This window comes from Actinomadura sp. NTSP31 (assembly GCF_041951385.1).
In the GTDB taxonomy this organism is placed as follows: Bacteria; Actinomycetota; Actinomycetes; order Streptosporangiales; family Streptosporangiaceae; genus Spirillospora; species Spirillospora napierensis.
On record NZ_JBGNUT010000016.1, the window covers coordinates 68,357 to 86,985 of the forward strand.

Here is an 18,629-nt window from a genome sequence, read left to right on the forward strand (position 1 = left end):
GAACGGCACGGAACGGGTTCAACCCCGGGCGCGTCCCAGCAAAAGCCCGCGAACACCACGAACGAGGTACGGAGTGACGATCCCCGACCGTCCCGGCCCGCCCGGCCCCGCAACTCCCGGCTCCCCCGGCCTCTTCGCCAAGCTGCCGCCGCCCGAGCCCGAGCGCCCGGCGCCGGCCGGTCCCGCGTGGCTGGTCGTCCCGGCGCGGGTGATCGCGCTGATCGTCGTGGTGCCGTTCCGGCTCCTGTACGACCTGCTCAGGCTGATCGGGCGGGGCGTCGCGGCGTGCTGGCGCGTGCTCGTCCGGATCCCGGCGGCGGTGGCCGTCGCGCTGTACCGGTGGGTGCTGCGGCCGCTCGGCCTCGCCCTGTGGTGGCCGCTGCGGATGCTCGGCCTCGGCATCGCGATCACCGCCCGTTGGCTCTACCGGTACGTGCTGACGCCGGTCGGGCGGTTCCTCGATCTCGTCCTGCTCCGGCCGCTGCGCGCCCTCGGACGGGGTCTCGCCTGGCTGGGGACGTGGATCGGGCGCGGGTTCGCGTGGCTGTTCCGGGGCATCGGGCGGGTTCTGGCCGTCATTTTCGTGCTGCCCCTCGTCCTGCTCTGGCGGTACGTCCTGCTGCCGCCGCTGCTCGGCCTCGCCTGGCTCGTCCGGGCGATCGGACGCTGCATCGCCGCGGCGTGGCGGGTGTTCGCGGCGGGCGTCGCGTGGTCGTGGCGGCAGACCGGGCGGTTCTTCGGCTGGCTCCTGCGCGTCTTCGTCGTCGTCCCGGCCCGCGCCCTGTGGCGGTACGTCCTGGCGCCGATCGGCGCGGGCATCGCCGGGACGTGGCGGCTCGCCGCCCGCGTCCTGTCCTGGCTGTGGCGCACCCTGATCGTCGCGCCCGTCCGCGTGCTGGTCGTCATACCGCTCCGCTGGTTCGGGACGAACGTCCTCGCCCCCATCGGGCGCGGCATCGGCGCGACCTGGCGCGTCATCGTCCGCGACCCGCTGCGCGCCGTCCGCCGGACGATGAGCGAGGCGAGCCGCGAAGTCCGCCGGACGCTCCGCCGCACCTTCCTCGGCCGCTGACCGCCGCCCGGCTGCCGGCCGCCACCGGCCGCCGCGCGGCGCGCCCGGCCGGGCTGAGATACTGGCGGGCGATGTATCGACTCCTGTTCTCACTGGTCATCTCCCGGATCCCCGCGGAGACCGCGCACCACCTGACGATGCGGGCGCTGCGCGCGATCCAGGCGGTGCCCGGCGCGGCGCCGCTGCTGCGGCGGCTCCTCGCGCCGCGCGACCCGGCGCTCGCCGTGCGCGCGTTCGGCCTGGACTTCCCGAGCCCGCTCGGGCTCGCCGCCGGGTTCGACAAGGACGCCGTCGCCTACGCGGCGCTCGGCGCGTTCGGGTTCGGCCATGTCGAGATCGGCACCGTCACCGGACGGCCCCAGCCCGGCAACCCGCGGCCCCGGATGTTCCGGCTCCCCCGCGACCGGGCGGTCATCAACCGGATGGGGTTCAACAACGCCGGCTCGGAGGCCGCGGCGGCGCGGCTCCGCAACCGCCGTCCCGGCACGATCGTCGGGGTCAACATCGGCAAGACCAAGGTCGTCCCGGAGGCCGAGGCCGCCGCCGACTACGTCGCGAGCACCGAGCGGCTCGCCCCCTACGCCGACTACCTCGTGGTGAACGTCAGCTCGCCGAACACCCCGGGCCTGCGGAACCTCCAGGCCGTGGAGCACCTGCGGCCGCTGCTCGCCGCCGTCCGGGAGGCCGCCGATCGGTCCGCGCCGCGCCGCGTCCCGCTGCTGGTCAAGATCGCGCCCGACCTCGCCGACGACGACGTCGACGCGGTCGCCGACCTCGCGATCGACCTCGGCCTGGACGGCATCATCGCGACCAACACCACCATCGAGCGGTCCGGCCTGCGCAGCGACGCCGCGGCGGCCAAGGAGACCGGCGGGCTGTCCGGCGCGCCGCTGAAGGACCGGTCCCTGGACGTGCTGCGCCGGCTGCGCGCCCGCGCCGGCGACCGGCTCGTCCTGGTCTCCGTCGGCGGCGTCGAGGACGCGGGCGACGTGTGGGAGCGCGTCCGGGCCGGCGCCACCCTCGTCCAGGGCTACACCGGGATGATCTACGGCGGGCCGCTGTGGGCACGCCGCGTCCAGCGCGGCCTGTCCCGCCGCCTGAAGTCGAGCACGTTCCCCACCATCACGGCCGCCCGCCGCTGACCACGCCCGCCCGCGGCGAGTCAACGAAGATCGGCGCTTTGCCGAACGGTGGGCATCGGCGGTAGGACGCCGGGCACGGTGCAGGTATGCCCGGCGACCTGGTGTCCCGCGAGACGCTGCTCGCCCGCGTCGGGACCGCGCTGGTCATCGCGCTGCCGGCGGTGGTGACGCGGGCCGCCGGGCTGCACCCGCCCGCGGCGGCCGCCGCGGTGATCTACGGTGCCGGGGTGCTCGCGGCGGCCGTCCTGCTGATGTGGGCGTCCGAGACGGCGCGCGCCGACATTTCCGGGGCGCTCGCGCTGGCGCTGCTCGCCCTGATCGCGGTGCTGCCCGAGTACGCGGTGGACGTGTACTACGCGTACGCGGCGGGCTCGAAGCCGCACTACGCCGGCTACGCCGCGGCCAACATGACGGGCGCGAACCGGCTCCTGGTCGGAGTCGGCTGGGCGCTGGTCGTGCTGGCGTTCGCGCTCGGTGCCCGGCGGGTCGCGCGGCGCGGCGGACGCCACGGCCGGCGGCGGCGGGCACGGCCGGCAGGCGGGGAACGGCGGGACGTGCGGCTGGCCCCGCACCACCGGACCGAGCTGGGCTTCCTCGCGCTCGCGACCGTGCTCGGCTTCATCCCGGCGCTGACCGCCGAGATCGGGTGGTACATCGCGATCGTCCTGATCGCCGTGTACGCGATCTACCTCGCCCGGATCGCCCGGAGCGGCGGCGAGGACGTGGCGGACCTCGTCGGGGTCCCCGCCCGGCTCGTCACGCTGCCGCGCCGGCTGCGCCGGACCGCCGGCTCGGCCGGGTTCGCGATCGGCGCGGTCCTGGTGTTCGTCTCCGCCGAACCGTTCGCGAACTCGCTGGTGGACGCCGGGTCCGCGCTCGGCATCGACGAGTTCCTGCTGGTGCAGTGGCTCGCGCCGCTCGCGTCCGAGGCGCCCGAGCTGATCGTCGCGGTGATGTTCGCGTGGCGGCTGCGGGACGCCGACGCGATCGGCGCGCTGCTGTCCAGCAAGATCAACCAGTGGACGCTGCTGATCGCCAGCCTGCCGCTGGCCTACCGGGCGGGCGGCGGCGGCTGGTCGCTGCCGCTGGACTCGCGGCAGCTGGAGGAGGTGCTGCTGACCGCCGCGCAGACCGTCCTCGGCCTCGGCCTGCTGATCGACCTGATCCTGAAGCGCTGGGAGGCGGCGCTGCTGTTCGCGCTGTTCGCGGTCCAGTTCGCGCTGCCGGCCGAGCAGGCGCGGCTGGTGCTGTCGGGCATCTACCTGGCGATCGGCTTCACCGTGCTGATCAACCGGTATCGCGACCTCGGCCGTGCGATGGAGGCCGTCGTCCGGCGTTAGGGGCCCGCCAGGAGACCGCTAGGGCACCTCGAAGAAGCCGTCGGCGACCAGCTCGGGCAGGACGGTGCCGGCGTGCTCCCGGACCTGACCGGCGTCCATGCCGGTGAGCTGGGCGATCGCGTCCAGGAGCCGGTCGAGCGGGAGGCTGCCGTCGCAGACGCCGGCGAGCGCGGCCTCGACCGTCCCGACGCCGGCGGCGCGGCCCAGCTTTTCGGTCTGCCGGAGCACGATGCGTTCGGGGTCCTCGGCGCCCGGCGCGCCGACCTGTTCCTGGACGAGACCGGACGCGGCCCGCAGCACCTGTCCACAGCCTGTGGACAACTTTTCGGCATTCCGGAACCCGTCCAGGACGCTTTCCACATAGGCGCCGACGGGCTGCTCGACGGGCTGCCGCAGCTCCTCGATCCGGACGGCCGGACGCTCGGCGCGCCGCAACGTGATCCACCCGAATCCGATGCCGGTGACGCCCTGCCGCTCGAAGTGATCGAGCCACGCGTCGTAGCGGGCCCGGTATTCGGGCGTGCCCGCCTCGCAGGAATCGCGGAGCCACAACTCGGCGTACTCGGCGGGATCCTGGACGTCCCGCTGGACGATCCACGCGTCGCAGCCGTCCACCCACGCGCCGACGCGCTCCTCCCACGGGACGCCGTCGACATGCAGCCAATTGGCCAGGAGCTGGCAGTATCCGCCGTCTTCGAGCATCTCCGGCGCCGCGCCGACCAGCCGCCGGCAGAAGTCGTCGCCCGGCATCCCGGACTCCCGGTAGGTGAACCGGCGGTCACCGGACGGCGCCACCACGAACGGCGGATTCGACACGACGAGGTCGAAGCGCCGCCCCCGCACCGGCTCCAGGAGCGAGCCCTCCAGCAGCTCGACGCCGTCCATTCCGGACAGCTCGAAACTCATCGCGGCCAGCTCCAGCGCCCGGCGGTTCACGTCCGTCGCCGTGATGCGGCCGGGGCGCAACCGGTCGTGCAGATGCACGGCCTGGACCCCGCATCCGGTGCCGAGGTCGAGAACGTTGTCCACAGCCTTGTGGACAACCAGCCGGGCGAGATTCCCCGACGCGCCGCCCGCACCCACGACGTGATCGTCCGCCGGGACCGCGCCGGAGCCGGGACGCACCTTCAGATCCGACACCGCGTACCCGGCGTGCCCGCCGCCGCTCACCGACTCCAGCGGCTCGACGTGCAGCAGCGCCCGGACCTCCCCGCCGGACCGCTCGGCGAGGCCCGCCGCGAGCAGGTCGCGCGCGTCGACGGCGTCCGCGTCCACCGGCACCTGCAACCAGAACAGCCGGGTCAGGACCTCCAGCGGCGACCCGCCCCGGGTCGCGCGCACCGCCGGGACGATCTCGTCCCGCGCCAGCGCGCCCCCGGCGACCGGCCCGAGCAGCCCCCGCACCCCGTCGACGGTGTAGCCCGCCTCGTCGAACCGGGCCCGGACGCGGCGGAGGGCCTCCCGAAGATCACGCATCCGCCCATCCTGCCCGCTGGGTCCGCCCGCCGCGTCCCACTCGCGGCGGCGAGTCCCGCCGGATCAGGCCGGACGCTCCTCCCAGACCGCGACGAGGTCGAGCAGGCCGGGGAACCGGGCGTCGAGGTCGTCCACGCGCACCTCGCTGCGGCGCTCCAGGCCGTACTGGCGCTGCCGCAGCACGCCGGCCTCGCGCAGCGCCTTGAAGTGGTGGGTGAGCGACGACTTCGGCCGGTCGAAGCCGAACCAGCCGCAGGGATGGTCGAACTCCTCGCGCTCCAGCAGCAGCTTGCGGACGATGCTCAGCCGCAGCGGCCCGCTCAGCGCGCCCAGCACCGTCTCGAGCCGGAGGTCCTCGACGGCCGGCTCCGGCAGCGGCGCGGGCAGCCCGGGCGGTTCCGGCAGCACCCGGATCGCCGGCCGCGTGGTCGATGCCATGGTCACGTCCCCTCTCCCGCTTGTACGAGTTTCATCGTACTGCATGCTAAGTTCGAAAAAAGTCGTACTGCTCCGGCGAAGGGATCCCCATGCCGCACGCCCGAACGATCCGCAGGCGGGACGGCCGCCGCGCCCCGCACGACACCTCACCCGCGGACGCCGGTGCCTCGCAGACGGCGGCCGGTGCCCGCTGGGTCTGGCTCGCCGCCTGGCCCGTCACCGCCGTCTTCGTGCTGTCGAACGCGGCCACGCCGCTCTACGTGCTCTGGCAGCGCGACATCGGCTTCTCCAAGGGCACGCTCACGGTGGTCTTCGCGTTCTACATCGTCGGGCTGCTCGGCTCGCTGCTGGTGTCCGGCGTGCTGTCCGACCGGCTCGGCCGCCGCCCCGTGCTGCTGCCCGCGCTCGCCCTCGCCCTCGTCGCCTGCGGCGTCTTCGCGACCGCCGCCACGGTCGCCGCGCTCATCGTCGCGCGGCTGCTGACCGGCATCGCGGTCGGCGCCGTCGTGTCCGCGGGCATGGCCGCCGTCACCGACGTCGCCGGCCCGCACCGCCGCCGGCTGGCGGCCCTGCTCGCCTCGTCCGCGATGGTCTTCGGCGCCGGGCTCGGCCCGTTCCTCGCCGGCCTGCTGTCCGAGACGCTGCCCGCGCCGACCGTCACCGTGTTCGCCGTCGAGGCCGTCCTGCTGGTCACGGCCGCCCTCGCCGTGCTGCGGATGCCGCTGCCGCGCCCGTCCGGGCCCGCGTCGCGGACCTGGATCCGGGTGCCGGGCGTGCCGCGCGAGAGCGCCATGCGGCTCGTGCTGGGGATCGCCGTGTTCGCGCCCGGCATCACCGCGACGTCGTTCGTCCTGTCGCTCGGCCCGTCACTGCTGTCGGGGCTGCTGGGCACCGGGAACCGGATCGTCGCCGGAGGCATGGCGTTCGTCATGTTCGCCGCCGCCACCGGCGTGCAGTTCGCCGTCCAGGGGCTGCGGCGGCGCGTGATCCTGGTGGCCGGCGCGGTGAGCACGACCGCCGCGATGGCCGCGCTGGTCGTCGCCGTCCACGGCGCGTCGGTCGCGGCGCTCGCCGCGGCCGCCGTCCTCGCGGGCGCCGGCCAGGGGATGGGGCAGCTCGGCGGCCTGTCGCTGCTGAACGCGGCCGTCCCGCCGCGCCGCCTCGCCGAGGCCAACGCCGCCTTCAACATCGGCGGCTACGTCCCCGCCGGCCTGCTGCCGGTCACCGCCGGCTACCTCAGCGACGCCGTCGGCCTGACGACCGGCGCCACCCTCTTCGCCGCGGCCCTCGCCACCCTCGCCGTGGCCGGCGGCCTCGTCGTCGTCACCGCCCGCCGCCACCTCGACCCGTGACGGCGCCGCCGTCACTTCAGGTAGTTCTCGAAGCCCTTCGCCAACGACTCGGCCATGCGCTGGCGGAAGGAGGCGCTGGACATCTTGGCGGCGTCGCCCTTGTTGCGCATGTTGCCGCACTCGATGAAGACCTTCGGGACGGTCGACATGTTCAGCCCGCCGAGGTCGCTGCGCCTGTCGATGGCCTTGTTGCCCAGGTACGTGGAGTACGAGATGCCGGTGCCCGAATGGTAGGCGTCGCGCAGCGCCGTGCCGAGCTCGGCGGACGGCGCGACGATCCTGGTGTTCTTCCCGACCGCCAGCGGCTCGATGATGTGGAACCCGTGCCCGGACGCGGCCGCGCCGTCGCCGTGGATGGAGATGGCCGCGTCGGCGTGCGCGTCGTTGCCGGTCGCCGCGCGCTGGGTCACGCACGGGCCGACGCCCGTGTCGTTCTTGCGGGTCAGCGTCACCTTGGCGCCCGCGGACCGCAGCACCTTCGCCAGCCGGTTCGACACGTCCCAGGTGAAGGCGTGCTCGGAGTAGCCGGCGGCGGTGTCGGTGCCGGTGGTGTCGCACTCCTTGGTGCCGTTGCCGACGTAGACCTGCTTGCCGATCTCGCGCGGATGGGAGGCGTTGCCGCCGTTGTGGCCCGGGTCGATCACGATGACCTTGCCGGCCAGCGGACGCCCCCCGGACCCCTTGGGCGAGGCGGGACCGCCCGCCGACGTGCCCGTCGTCGCGCCCGCGGTCGGCGGTGCCGCGGTGTCACCGGCCGGCGACGCCTTGCCCCCGGACGACCCGCCGCACGCGACCAGGGCGCCGAAGCACAGCGCGAGACCGGCGACCGCGGGGCCGCCTCGTTGGATGCGCACAGACCGTCCTCCGTGATGACTTCGTTACCGACCCTGACAGTCTGCACACCGAGGGGAGTTCGTCAAACGAAGTCGGCGAAACGGGTGCGGCGAGTTCCGGCCGTACCCGGGCAACGGGGACGACCGTACCGGGCCGGTCCGGGAAGGCCGGTGAAGCGGGTCGGAGGAGGGCGTCAGAGGAGCGGGTCCTCCTTGCCCAGCAGCGCCGCGAGGGCGCGCGCCTCGTCGGCGTCCAGGCCGAGGACCACGCGGGGGCGCCCCCAGGGATGGTCGATCGAATGGGCGACGTAACTGGCGACCGACTCCGAGACCTGCTCGGCCAGGCCGCGCGCGTGCCGCCACTGCGACCACGCCTGCTCCAGTTCGCTCGCCGCGCGCTGCGCGCACGACACCAGTTCCGGATCACGCACGAGCTGAACCCCCTTGGGTGGACACGACCCTTACCCCCTGTCCGCCCGGCGGGACGGGCGGCGGGCCGGGCGGCCCCCTACCGGAGCCGCCCGCCCGCCACGCCGGGCGTGAGTCCATTAACGCGCCGCGAGGGGAGCGCGGGCCCGCGAATGCGGCAGGCTTGGCCGGCCCCTTACCCGCGCAACACCACTTCTAGGAACGCGCGGCCCTCCGGAGGCGGCGGGCACGAGGGGAGCTGGAGCGGCGCGAGGGGCCGCTCTAGACGGCGGGAGCGGGGCCGGTTGTCGAACGGATCACCAGGTGCGGGACGACGAGGTTCTGCTTGGCGGCGCGGGACGGGTCGCCGATCCGCGCGGTCAGCAGTTCCGCGGCGACCCTCCCCATGTCCCGGCGCGGCTGGTCGACGCTGGTCAGGGAGATGTGCCGGATCGCGGCGAGATGCGTGTTGTCGTAGCCGACGATCGACAGCTGCCCGGGCACCGACATGTCCAGCTCGTCGGCCGCCGACAGCGCGCCGGTCGCGACCAGGTCGTTCGGCGCGAAGATCGCGGTGGGTCGGTGCCCGCGGCGCAGCAGCTCGCGGGCCGCGCGGTAGCCGCCGTCCTCGGTGAAGTCGCCGGGCTCGACCACGATCTCCTCGCTCAGCCCGTGCCGGTGCATGGCCTTCTCGTAGCCGGCCCGCCGGTACCGCGCGGTCGTCGAGCGCGCCCCCTCGATGTGCGCGATCCGCCGGTGCCCCAGGCCGACCAGGTGGTCGACGGCGAGGCTCGCGCCCAGCTCGTCGTCGTCCACCACGATGTCGACCCCGACGACGTCGCGCTCGCCGACGACCACCACCGGGACGCTCGCCGCGGCCTCCTTCAGCGACTCCGGGACGACGCTGAGCAGCACCAGCCCGTCCACCCGCATCTCCAGGAACGCCTCGACGGCCTCCGCCTCGAACAGCGGGTCCCAGCGGCCGCTGCCGACCAGCATCCGCAGCCCGGCGCCGTGCAGGCTCTCCTGCAGGCCGTCCAGGAACTCGGCGAAGAACGGGTTGTGCAGGTCGGCGACGATCGCGCCGATCAGCCGGGTGCGGCCCTCGACCAGGCTGCGGGCCACCGCGTTCGGCCGGTAGCCGAGTTCGCGGGCCGCCTGCAGCACCGCCTGCCGGCGCCGTTCGCTCACGTGCGGTGACCCCCGCATCACCAGCGAGACGAGCGACTTGGAGACGCCGGCACGCTCGGCGACGTTGCGGATGGTCGGTTTCGGCGCGGGCACCGGCCTCCCCTCGTCGCTGCGCGCCGCGGGAACGGGGGCGCGCGGCGGGGGCACCGCGTCCTCTCCCGCCACCGGCGTCTCGTGCGGGGGGCTTGCTTCACCAGCTGACATGGCACTCCGTCCAGGGGGGCCTAGGCATGCCTCAAAGGGTCTTCGCGGGACCTGCCGCGGCGGCGCGCCGCGGGGGGCCGGCGCGCCTCCTGCGCCGCGGAGGAGATGCCATGATGCCCCTCCTTCGCCCCGAATCGTCGCAACAGTGAGTAACGGGCATACGACAATGCCAGTTGCGGCCTGTGGTGTTCCGGATCACAGCGGCGTCGGCGGGCGATCACGACCCGGTGAAAAGGCCGTCCGGGCGCGTGCGGCGGCGGTTCGCCCCCGCCGCGCTCGGATACGCTGCGCAGGTGGCAGAACGTGCGGTGGCCGGCGGTAAGGCGCGGAGCCGGCAGGGCGGCGGGCAAGGCCGCCGCAGGCTCAGCGTGGACGAACGGCGAGAGGAACTGATCCAGGCGGCGCTGCAGCTGTTCAGCACCCGCTCGCCCGAGGACATCTCGATCGACGACGTCGCGGCCGCCGCGGGCGCCTCGCGCGCGCTGGTCTACCACTACTTCGGCGGCAAGTACGAGCTGTACCTCGCGGCGCTCGGCAGCGCCGCCAAGCAGCTGTCGGTGCTGCTGGAGCCGCCCACCGAGGGCAAGCCGCTGGAGCGGCTGCGGCTCTCGCTGGAACGCTACTTCGACTTCGTGGAGAGCCACGCGGCCGGCTACACGGCGCTGCTGCGCGGCGGGCCGGCGGACCGGTCGGGGGAGGTCGGGGAGATCGTCGACGGCATCCGGCAGCTCCTGCTGGACCGGATCCTGCACTCGCTGGAGATGGAGACGCCGCCGCCGATCCTGCGCATCACGCTGCGCTCGTGGATGGCGGCCGTCGAGACGGCGGGCCTGGACTGGCTGGACAACCGCGACGTGTCCCGCCCCGAGCTGGAGCGGCTCGTGGTCGACCAGCTCGTGGTGATGCTGAACGTGGCGGGCCGGCACGACCCGTCGACGGGTGCGCTGTTCGACCGCCTCGCCCAGGAAGAGATGAGCGCCTGACCGCTGGACGGTCCTTCCGCATCGGGAAGAACCGGTGACCTCATCCGGTCACACGCGTCACGCCGTCATCCGGGACCACCGCGGCCCCCGGGGCACCCGCGTACGGACAGGGGCGCCCGCGTACAGACAGGATGTCCCGCCCGCGTGCGCGAGCGGGACATCCGGACCGGACGGTGATCGGCCCGGGACCGCGATTCTCGGATGACCGTGGTCCCGGCCCGTTCGTCCAGGAGGCCGCCGCACCGTCCTCGCGCGAAAATCCCACGCGCGAGGTCGTCCAGAGGCCTCCTGGCCGCCCCCCCAGTTGTTCGGCCGGGTGCTTGCGGCAGGGCTCGGCTCGAGCCCGGCCGGCCGGAGCGGCTACTCCGACCGCTGCTGCGGGATGCCCGCCAGCAGCGCGCGCACCTCCGCCTCGCGGTAGCGCCGGTGCCCGCCGAGCGTGCGGATGGACGTGAGCTTTCCCGCCTTCGCCCACCGCGTGACGGTCTTTGGGTCGACGCGGAACATCGTCGCCACCTCCGCCGGCGTCAGCAGGGGCTCGGCCTCTGGCGTACGTGCTGACATGTTTGCGGCCTCTCCTCCGTGGACCGATGACAGCGATCCTGCGATTGATCCTCGCGCGGTCACTGATGTCCCCTATGGCCCGAAAGAGCCACTATGACATCACAACGTGTAACCTTGCCACCACTCAGCGCAACAAGCAAGTTCCTGGCGGTAGTTGCGTGCAAACATCCCCGCCGGGGCTGGGAGCTGCGCGTGTCCGGTGATGCCTGGGTCACGCTGCGTGATTCTAGCGACACGTATAGTCGTATCGCGCGCGGATTCGGGAAATTTGTTTTAGTTCGCCGATTCGAGGGCCCGCACGGGCCTCCAGCGCGCCAGGAGACGCTTGTACATCGCGACGGTCAGCTCCACCTCACCGCGCTCCATCCCGGTGAGGGCGACCGCCATCTCCGCCACCGACTCGTCCGCCTGCAGCGTCCGGTCGTCCAGCAGGTGGACGAGGCCGCCGTAGTCCAGCTCCACCAGCGCCCGGGGATGGAACTCCCCGAGCCACCGGGCGAGCGTCTCCAGCCGGCCCGCCGACAGCAGGTACACCTCGCCCGACCCGTCGCCGAGGTGCTCGCGCACCACCGGTGCCGCGGCGGCGACCCGGCGGCGCGCCTCCCCCATCGAGGTGACGTAGATGAGGGTACGCGCCGGAGCCGCCGTAGCAGGGCCATGACCTGCATGTTCCTGCGACGCGTCCCGGGACGGGTCCTCCGGCGCGCCGTATCCGGTGCCCGGCGCGCCCAGCATCAGGCAGCGCTCCCCGCGCGCGAACGGCACGAACCAGTCCAGCGGGACGTGCCACGTACTGGTCAGGATGTGCGGCCGCAGCGCGCGGCCGGCCCGCTTCCACTGCTCGAACTCGCGGACGACGCGCTCGGCCAGCGGCGGCGGGACGAACGCGGCCGCGATCCCCGCCGCGTGCTCGCCGCGGAACCGCTCGAACGCCAGCCAGGACCGCAGCCGCGTCTCCCACGGGCAGACGTAGATCCTGTCGTCGACGCGCCGGACGTAGGCGTCCCGGCTTTCCCGGTCCGGCGCGACCTCCGGCGGCGCGCCGACGAGGCGGCGGGCCGCGTCGCGGTGCTCGGCGCCGAGCGCGTGGATCCGCCGGGGCCGCCGCCTGGAGTCGGCGTAGGCCGTCCACAGGGTCCGCGCGGGCTCCGGGAAGGCGGTCACCGGTTCATATACCCGTAGGTACGCCGCGTACGGAAACACCACCGCATCGTGACACGAGACCGGACGGAAAGATGCCGCGAACACGCCATACCGGCGACCCTTAGTCTGATCTGCAGACAGAGAGGAGGGCACTACCGTGCCTAATGTCTTCGGGTCGCCCCACAAGGGCACAGAGCCCCGACACGAGCAGGTCGTCTTCTGCCAGGACGAGGCGAGCGGCCTGCGCGCGATCATCGCGATCTACTCCACCGCGCTCGGCCCCTCGCTCGGCGGCACCCGCTTCTACCCCTACGGGTCGGAGGAGGAGGCGCTCACCGACGTGCTGAACCTGTCCCGCGGCATGGCGTACAAGAACGCCATGGCGGGGCTGGACCTCGGCGGCGGCAAGGCCGTCATCATCGGCGACCCCGCCCAGGACAAGTCCGAGGCTCTCCTGCGCGCGTACGGACGGTTCGTCCAGTCGCTGAACGGCCGCTACTACACGGCGTGCGACGTCGGTACGTTCAGTGAGGACATGGACGTGGTGGCACGGGAGTGCCGGTTCGTCACCGGACGGACCGTCGCGCACGGCGGCGCGGGCGACTCGTCCATCCTGACCGCGTTCGGCGTCTTCCAGGGCATGCGCGCCGCCGCGGAGACCTTGTGGGGCACGCCTTCGCTGCGCGGCAAGAGGGTCGGTGTGGAGGGCGTCGGCAAGGTGGGCCACAGGCTGGTGGAGCACCTGCGGGAGGACGGCGCGGACGTGGTCGTCTGCGACGTCAGCGAGGCGGCCGTCGAACGCGTCCAGGCACTGCACCCGGAGGTCGGCGTCGTCGCGGACAAGGACGAGATGGTCCGCACCGAGCTGGACGTGTACGCGCCGTGTGCGCTCGGCGGCTCCCTGAACGACGACACGGTGCCGGTGCTGACGGCCAAGATCGTCTGCGGTGCGGCCAACAACCAGCTCGCCCACTCCGGCATAGAGAAGCGCCTCGCCGACCGCGACGTGCTGTACGCGCCGGACTACGTGGTCAACTCCGGCGGCGTGATCCAGGTCGCGGACGAGATCGAGGGCTTCAACTTCGACCGCGCCAAGGCGCGCGCCGCGGGGATCTACGACACGACCCGGAAGATCTTCGCGCTCGCCGCCGACGAGGGCGTCCCGCCGGCGGTGGCGGCCGACCGGCTCGCCGAGCGGCGGATGTCGGAGATCGGCCGGCTGCGCGGCATCCTCCTCTGAGCGAACGCTCACCCCGGCCGCCGCGGGGCCCCCCACCCGCCCGCCGCGGCTCCGGCGTGACCGGACCGTCGCTCAGCGTCGCCGAAACGCGCGGAACGGCTACCGGCATGACCCTGCGACGCACTCCTGACCACCCGATACACTGTGGTTCTCCGAACAGGAGCGCCGCCACGTACCGTCGATGTACCGAGCCGGGCGCAAAACGGGTACGGTTGTATCCGTGACTGACGCATGGCTCATCAGGCACCGGTTCGTGTGGTACACGCGCGCGTTGATGGGCCCACGAAAGCCCTGACCATCGAGGGGGTCGAGCCAATGGGTCGCGGCCGAGCCAAGGCCAAGCAGGTAAAGGTTGCCCGCCAGCTCAAGTACAACAGCGGCGGTACAGACCTCGACCGCCTGAAGCACGAACTCGGGGTCAACGACTCCGGTGACGACTCCTACGATGAGCTCGCCGAGAAGTACGCCGACTACGCCGATGACTACGGGACCGAGGAGCGCAAGGACGGCACCTCCGGTTGACCGGCTGACGAGACGCCACTGCCCGCTCGCGCGGGCGGTGGCGTTCGTTCGGTAGGCACCCGTTCGCCATCGGATCTCCGCCTTTCGGCGCCCCTCAGGGCGCCCTGAGGCCTCGTTCGGCGTCCCGGCCGCATCAGGGGACCCACCGGTCCCCGGGGCGCGCCGGTGCCGCGCTCAGCGTTTCGCGCCGCGCGCCGACCGGCCGTCTCCAGGGACGTCCGGCGGGCGCGGCGATCAGGCGATCAGGCGAACATCGGGGCGGGCGAGCACCCGATCAGGTGAGCATCGGTTCAGGCGAGCACGGCCTGGCCGGTGCCCTCGGTGATCTCGCCGAGGTTCCAGGCGGGCACGCCGCGCGACGCCAGCAGCCGCAGCGCCTCGTCGGCGGCCTCCGGGGCGACGATGGCGGCCATGCCCACGCCCAGGTTGAACGTCTTGTCCATCTCCGCCTGCGGCACGTCCCCGTGGCCTTGCAGGACCCGGAACACCGCCGGGACCTCCCACGACGAGCGGCGCAGCACGGCGTCCACGGACGGCGGCAGGGACCGCGCCAGGTTCGCCGCGAGCCCGCCGCCGGTGATGTGGGCGAACGCGCGGACGTCCCCGGTCCGCGTCAGGGCCAGGCAGTCCTGCGCGTAGATGCGGGTCGGTGTGAGGAGTTCCTCACCGAGCGGCCGGTCCAGCTCCGCCGGCTGCGACTCCAGCGTGAGATCGGACGTGGCCAGGATGTGGCGCACGAGCGAGTACCCGTTGGAGTGGATACCGGACGACGCCATGGCGATGACCGCGTCCCCGGGCCGGACGCGCTCGGGCCCCAGCAGCTCGCCGGCCTCCACCACGCCCGTCCCGGCACCGGCGATGTCGAACTCGTCGGCCTCCAGCAGTCCCGGGTGCTCGGCGGTCTCGCCGCCCACCAGGGCGCAGCCGGCCAGCGCGCAGCCGTCCGCGATGCCGCCGACGATGTCGGCGATGCGTTCCGGCACGACCTTGCCGCAGGCGATGTAGTCCGTCATGAACAGCGGTTCGGCGCCGCATACGGCGAGGTCGTCGATGACCATGCCGACGAGGTCGTGCCCCACCGTGTCGTAGACGCCGAGGCGCCGCGCCAGGTCGACCTTGGTACCGACGCCGTCCGTGGACGTCGCCAGCAGGGGCCGCTTGTAGCGCAGCAGGGCCGAGGCGTCGAAGAGGCCCGCGAAGCCGCTGGCGTCGTCCACGACCTCGGGACGCCGCGCGCGCGCCACGCGCGACTTCATCAGCTCGACGGCGCGCTCGCCCGCCGCGATGTCCACACCGGCGGCCTCGTAGGAGGTCATCGGATGACCTCCAGGAGGTGCTTGCCGCGGGCGGCGTCCTCCACCGGGATGGGGTAGACGCCGTCGAAGCACGCCCGGCACAGGTTGTCCTTGGGGACCCGCGACGCGGAGATCAGCTCGTCCAGCGAGATGTAGCCGAGGGAGTCGGCGCCGATGGAGTCGCGGATCTCCTCCACCGCGAGGTTGCCGGCGATCAGCTCGGCCCGGGTGGCGAAGTCGATGCCGTAGAAGCACGGCCACGACACGGGCGGGCTGGAGATGCGGACATGGATCTCCTTGGCTCCCGCGTCCCGCAGCATCGCCACGATCGCCCGCTGGGTGTTGCCGCGCACGATCGAGTCGTCCACCACCACCAGGCGCTTGCCCTCGATCGCCTCGCGGAGGGGGTTCAGCTTCAGCCGGATGCCGAGCTGGCGGATCGTCTGCGACGGCTGGATGAACGTCCGGCCGACGTAGGAGTTCTTCACCAGGCCCTGGCCGTAGGGGATGCCGGACGCCTCGGCGTAGCCGATCGCGGCCGGCGTTCCCGACTCCGGCGTCGGGATGACCATGTCGGCCTCGACGGGGTGCTCGCGGGCCAGCCGGCGGCCGACCTCCACCCGGGTCGCCTGGACGCTGCGCCCGGCGATCGCGGTGTCGGGCCTGGCCAGGTACACGTACTCGAACAGGCAGCCCTTCGGCCGGCTCTCGGCGAACCGCTCGGAGCGGACGCCGTCGCCGTCGATCGCGACCAGCTCGCCGGGCTCGATCTCCCGGACGAACCGGGCGCCGACGATGTCGAGGCCGGCGGACTCGGACGCGACCACCCAGCCGCCGTCCTCCAGCGAGCCGAGCACCAGCGGGTGGATGCCCTCGGGGTCGCGGGCCGCGTACAGGACCCCCTCGTCCATGAAGACGAGGCAGTACGCGCCGCGCGTCACCGGGAGCACCTCACGCGCCGCCGCGAGCGGGCCGCCCTCGCGGGTGGCCAGCAGCGCGGTCAGGACCTCGGTGTCGGTCGTGGCGGTCAGCACGCCCGGTTCCAGCCGCGCGGCCAGGTCCGGGGTGTTGATCAGGTTGCCGTTGTGCACCAGGGCCAGCCCGCCGTGGTCGGTCGAGCGGAACGTGGGCTGCGCGTTCTCCCACGTCGGCGAGCCGGTCGTGGAGTAGCGGCAGTGGCCCACGGCGATATGGCCCCGCAGGGTGTTCAGCACCGACTCGTCGAAGACCTGGGCGACCAGCCCCATGTCCTTGTAGACGACGATCCGGGAGCCGTCGCTCACGGCGATGCCCGCCGACTCCTGCCCGCGGTGCTGGAGCGCGTACAGGCCGTAGTAGGTGAGCTTGCTCACTTCCGCCTTCGGCGCCTGGTCCGCGGGGACCCAGACGCCGAAAACACCGCAGGCGTCCTGCGGGGGGCGGTCGGAGGGATCGATTTCGTGGCTCAGACGTCCATCACGGAGAGGCACACCCGTCAGTCTAGATGCCCCCTTCACCTGCTCGGATCGGTGGATCTCCTTAACCGACCTTTACTCCCCGCGAGCACGGGCTTCAGGGTCCGCGCGCAAATCTGGTGACCGACACGTGGAGGAACGTATGACGCTGCCTGGGTACCAGACCTATTCGCCTCCGGCTCCGCCCCGGCGGAGCGGGCTGGCACGGGCCTCCCTGGTGCTCGGCATCGTCGGGCTGCCGGGGCTGGCCCTGTGCCTTCTCGGGCTCATACCGGCGCTCGTGGGGCTCGTCCTGGGGACGGTGGCGCTCGTCCGGGGCCACTCCGAGCGCCGGCCCGCTGTGGCGGGAATCATCTGCTGCAGCGTCGCCGTCGTACTGGGCGCCCTGGCCCTGTTCTGGCTGCTGAGTAAAGCCGCCACGTGTGGGGACACGTCCCGCTACCCGAACGACGCGGCGCGCCAGGGGTGCGTGGAGCACGAGTTCCCGTTCGTCCGGGAGACTTCGGGCGCCTCAACGGGCTTCTAGCCCGGTTCCTCTTGGCCGGCCAGTGCGACCACGGCCTCGGCGTTGAGCGCGGATGCGTACACGCGGAAATCGTCCATCAGCCCGCCGAAGCCGGGCTTGGTGGGTTCGCTCCCCAGGTAGATGGGGCCGGCGGGCGTCACGACGGGGTGCTCCAGTGACAAGCCGACGTCGAGACGGCCGTTGATGTAGAGGAACATCCCCTCGGGATCCACGACGAAGGCGACGTGGGTCCACTCCCCAGGGGTCAGTCTGGCGTGACTGTCCACGTACTCCGGGCCCTTGACGGTGAACAGCTGCACGCGCATGCGCATCTCGTCCGGGTAGAGCCACATGCCGAGCGCGCGCGCGTCGTGCTCGGCCACCGGCTTGTAGAGCAGGCTGCGCCACTCCCCGGTCGGGTCCTCCACCACCTGGACGAAGAACGCCACGCTGAACCCGAACACCTGGCTCAGGACGAGCTGCGGCATCGCGGGGATCAGCGCCCGGCCGCGCCCGTCCAGGCTCAGCGCCTCCCCGTCCCGTCCCGGGACGATCTGGGCGGTTTCGTTGAGTTCGGCGACGGGCCCGCCTCCGGCGGCGTCCGCCACCCGGCGGCCGTCCACGGTCTCGACGTCGAACGTCCAATGCGCAACGAGCACGGGTCCACCCTCCTGCACGGCGTCACGCCCATGCGGTGCCCCGATGGCCGGCCTCCACGCTCGCAGCGCCCGGCGCCCCAGGCAAGACCCCGGCCGGCACAGATCGGCCTCGAATGGGACTCTGCGTCCAATACCGCAGGTCAGCGCCAGGAAGCCGGATCAATCAAGCGGGATCGGGAGATGGCCGGAAATATCCGCACGGGACCCGCTGGCCCGGACCCGCCCGCCGGCCAGGGCGTCCGCCCAGCTCAGCCGCCCGGTCGCCAGCTCGATCCAGGTCTCGGCGTCCATCTCCACCACATTCGGCGGTGTTCCCCGGGTATGGTGCGGGCCGTCGATGCACTGCACGGCGGCGTGCGGAGGGACGCGCACCTCCACCGACCGGCCGGGCGCCAGCTCCGCGAGCCGGTCCAGCAGGAACCGGACGGCGCCCCGGACGACCGGCCGGGACGCGCCGCCGGCCCCGTCCGCGGCCCGGCCCGCGTCCAGGGCCGCCAGCACGGTCTGCAGGGCCGCCCGGCGCAGCGCGGCGGGCTCGTCCGGGCCGGTGTAGGGCGGCAGGCCCACGGCGGCGCGCTGCTCGTCCAGCACGGCGGTGGAAAGCGGTGTTCGCGGCATCGTTCCAGACGCTACCGGGTCGCGGCCGGTGGGAGCGCGGACGCCCGCCGGGCCACGGTCCGGCGGGGGCGCTCGGCCGCCGATGACGCTCGAACGCCGCACAGGCGGTAAAAATGGACCCCGGTGCAGGCATGGGGGAGTGAAGGGAACGGGGAGGCCGGGGACGCGGTCCCCGGAGGACACGGAGGTT

At 73.1% G+C, this 18,629-nt stretch carries 19 protein-coding genes; 8 read left to right on the plus strand and 11 right to left on the minus strand.

Annotated elements, in window-relative coordinates; translation table 11 throughout:
- The first annotated feature begins 73 nt into the window (after nt 1-73).
- The 3 genes from ACA514_RS26220 to ACA514_RS26230 all read left to right on the plus strand — a co-directional run bounded on the left by ACA514_RS26220 (nt 74) and on the right by ACA514_RS26230 (nt 3,554).
- On the plus strand, nt 74-1,072 hold the full coding sequence (locus ACA514_RS26220) for a hypothetical protein (RefSeq protein WP_375043885.1): 999 nt from the start codon (nt 74-76) through the stop codon (nt 1,070-1,072).
- Nucleotides 1,073-1,143: 71 nt separating this feature from the next.
- Nucleotides 1,144-2,214, plus strand: a complete 1,071-nt coding sequence (locus ACA514_RS26225) for a quinone-dependent dihydroorotate dehydrogenase (RefSeq protein ID WP_375043886.1) — start codon at nt 1,144-1,146, stop codon at nt 2,212-2,214.
- A gap of 86 nt (nt 2,215-2,300) precedes the next feature.
- Nucleotides 2,301-3,554, plus strand: coding sequence for a sodium:proton exchanger (locus tag ACA514_RS26230; RefSeq protein ID WP_375043887.1), 1,254 nt, complete (start codon nt 2,301-2,303; stop codon nt 3,552-3,554).
- An 18-nt stretch (nt 3,555-3,572) separates the two neighbouring features.
- Here ACA514_RS26230 and ACA514_RS26235 read toward each other — a convergent pair whose 3' ends face one another.
- Nucleotides 3,573-5,030 (minus strand): methyltransferase, encoded by a 1,458-nt coding sequence (locus ACA514_RS26235; RefSeq protein WP_375043888.1) that lies wholly within the window; start codon nt 5,028-5,030, stop codon nt 3,573-3,575.
- A 63-nt stretch (nt 5,031-5,093) separates the two neighbouring features.
- Nucleotides 5,094-5,468 (minus strand): ArsR/SmtB family transcription factor, encoded by a 375-nt coding sequence (locus tag ACA514_RS26240; protein ID WP_375043889.1) that lies wholly within the window; start codon nt 5,466-5,468, stop codon nt 5,094-5,096.
- 89 nt (nt 5,469-5,557) lie between these two features.
- Here ACA514_RS26240 and ACA514_RS26245 point away from each other — a divergent pair, with 89 nt between their 5' ends.
- Entirely contained in the window at nt 5,558-6,820 is a 1,263-nt protein-coding gene (locus tag ACA514_RS26245; RefSeq protein WP_375043890.1) for an MFS transporter, read from the plus strand.
- Nucleotides 6,821-6,831: 11 nt separating this feature from the next.
- Here the strand turns inward: ACA514_RS26245 and ACA514_RS26250 are convergent, their stop codons facing one another.
- The 3 genes from ACA514_RS26250 to ACA514_RS26260 all read right to left on the minus strand — a co-directional run bounded on the left by ACA514_RS26250 (nt 6,832) and on the right by ACA514_RS26260 (nt 9,345).
- Nucleotides 6,832-7,674 (minus strand): N-acetylmuramoyl-L-alanine amidase, encoded by an 843-nt coding sequence (locus ACA514_RS26250; protein ID WP_375043891.1) that lies wholly within the window; start codon nt 7,672-7,674, stop codon nt 6,832-6,834.
- Between the two features lie 173 nt (nt 7,675-7,847).
- Nucleotides 7,848-8,084 (minus strand): hypothetical protein, encoded by a 237-nt coding sequence (locus ACA514_RS26255; RefSeq protein WP_151542608.1) that lies wholly within the window; start codon nt 8,082-8,084, stop codon nt 7,848-7,850.
- 259 nt (nt 8,085-8,343) lie between these two features.
- Nucleotides 8,344-9,345: a LacI family DNA-binding transcriptional regulator gene (locus tag ACA514_RS26260; RefSeq protein WP_375043892.1), complete on the minus strand. Its 1,002-nt coding sequence runs from the start codon at nt 9,343-9,345 to the stop codon at nt 8,344-8,346.
- A 404-nt stretch (nt 9,346-9,749) separates the two neighbouring features.
- Between ACA514_RS26260 and ACA514_RS26265 the strand changes: the two genes are divergently transcribed.
- Nucleotides 9,750-10,439, plus strand: coding sequence for a TetR/AcrR family transcriptional regulator (locus ACA514_RS26265; protein ID WP_344273361.1), 690 nt, complete (start codon nt 9,750-9,752; stop codon nt 10,437-10,439).
- A gap of 360 nt (nt 10,440-10,799) precedes the next feature.
- On the opposite strand, the gene bldC is transcribed toward ACA514_RS26265, so the two are convergent.
- Together bldC and ACA514_RS26275 are read right to left on the minus strand one after the other, a co-directional pair.
- A complete protein-coding gene (gene bldC / locus ACA514_RS26270; RefSeq protein ID WP_012850682.1) occupies nt 10,800-11,003 on the minus strand; it encodes a developmental transcriptional regulator BldC in 204 nt (67 codons plus the stop codon).
- Nucleotides 11,004-11,276: 273 nt separating this feature from the next.
- Nucleotides 11,277-12,206: a hypothetical protein gene (locus tag ACA514_RS26275; RefSeq protein ID WP_375043893.1), complete on the minus strand. Its 930-nt coding sequence runs from the start codon at nt 12,204-12,206 to the stop codon at nt 11,277-11,279.
- Between the two features lie 97 nt (nt 12,207-12,303).
- Between ACA514_RS26275 and ACA514_RS26280 the strand changes: the two genes are divergently transcribed.
- Nucleotides 12,304-13,386, plus strand: a complete 1,083-nt coding sequence (locus ACA514_RS26280; protein WP_375043894.1) for a Leu/Phe/Val dehydrogenase — start codon at nt 12,304-12,306, stop codon at nt 13,384-13,386.
- A gap of 315 nt (nt 13,387-13,701) precedes the next feature.
- Nucleotides 13,702-13,908 carry a DUF3073 domain-containing protein gene (locus ACA514_RS26285; RefSeq protein WP_173101388.1) on the plus strand — a complete coding sequence of 69 codons (207 nt, stop codon included), beginning with the start codon at nt 13,702-13,704 and terminating at the stop codon, nt 13,906-13,908.
- A 290-nt stretch (nt 13,909-14,198) separates the two neighbouring features.
- Here the strand turns inward: ACA514_RS26285 and purM are convergent, their stop codons facing one another.
- Together purM and purF are read right to left on the minus strand one after the other, a co-directional pair.
- Nucleotides 14,199-15,224: a phosphoribosylformylglycinamidine cyclo-ligase gene (purM, locus tag ACA514_RS26290; RefSeq protein ID WP_375043895.1), complete on the minus strand. Its 1,026-nt coding sequence runs from the start codon at nt 15,222-15,224 to the stop codon at nt 14,199-14,201.
- Nucleotides 15,221-16,672 carry an amidophosphoribosyltransferase gene (purF, locus tag ACA514_RS26295; RefSeq protein ID WP_375043896.1) on the minus strand — a complete coding sequence of 484 codons (1,452 nt, stop codon included), beginning with the start codon at nt 16,670-16,672 and terminating at the stop codon, nt 15,221-15,223. The genes purM and purF overlap by 4 nt, the downstream gene beginning before the upstream one ends.
- A 127-nt stretch (nt 16,673-16,799) precedes the next feature.
- Here purF and ACA514_RS26300 point away from each other — a divergent pair, with 127 nt between their 5' ends.
- On the plus strand, nt 16,800-17,183 hold the full coding sequence (locus tag ACA514_RS26300; protein ID WP_375043897.1) for a DUF4190 domain-containing protein: 384 nt from the start codon (nt 16,800-16,802) through the stop codon (nt 17,181-17,183).
- Here the strand turns inward: ACA514_RS26300 and ACA514_RS26305 are convergent.
- Nucleotides 17,180-17,821 (minus strand): LamG domain-containing protein, encoded by a 642-nt coding sequence (locus tag ACA514_RS26305; protein ID WP_375043898.1) that lies wholly within the window; start codon nt 17,819-17,821, stop codon nt 17,180-17,182. The two genes, ACA514_RS26300 and ACA514_RS26305, sit on opposite strands and share 4 nt — an antisense overlap.
- A 159-nt stretch (nt 17,822-17,980) precedes the next feature.
- Nucleotides 17,981-18,439, minus strand: coding sequence for a sterol carrier family protein (locus ACA514_RS26310; protein WP_375043899.1), 459 nt, complete (start codon nt 18,437-18,439; stop codon nt 17,981-17,983).
- Nucleotides 18,440-18,629: the final 190 nt, after the last annotated feature.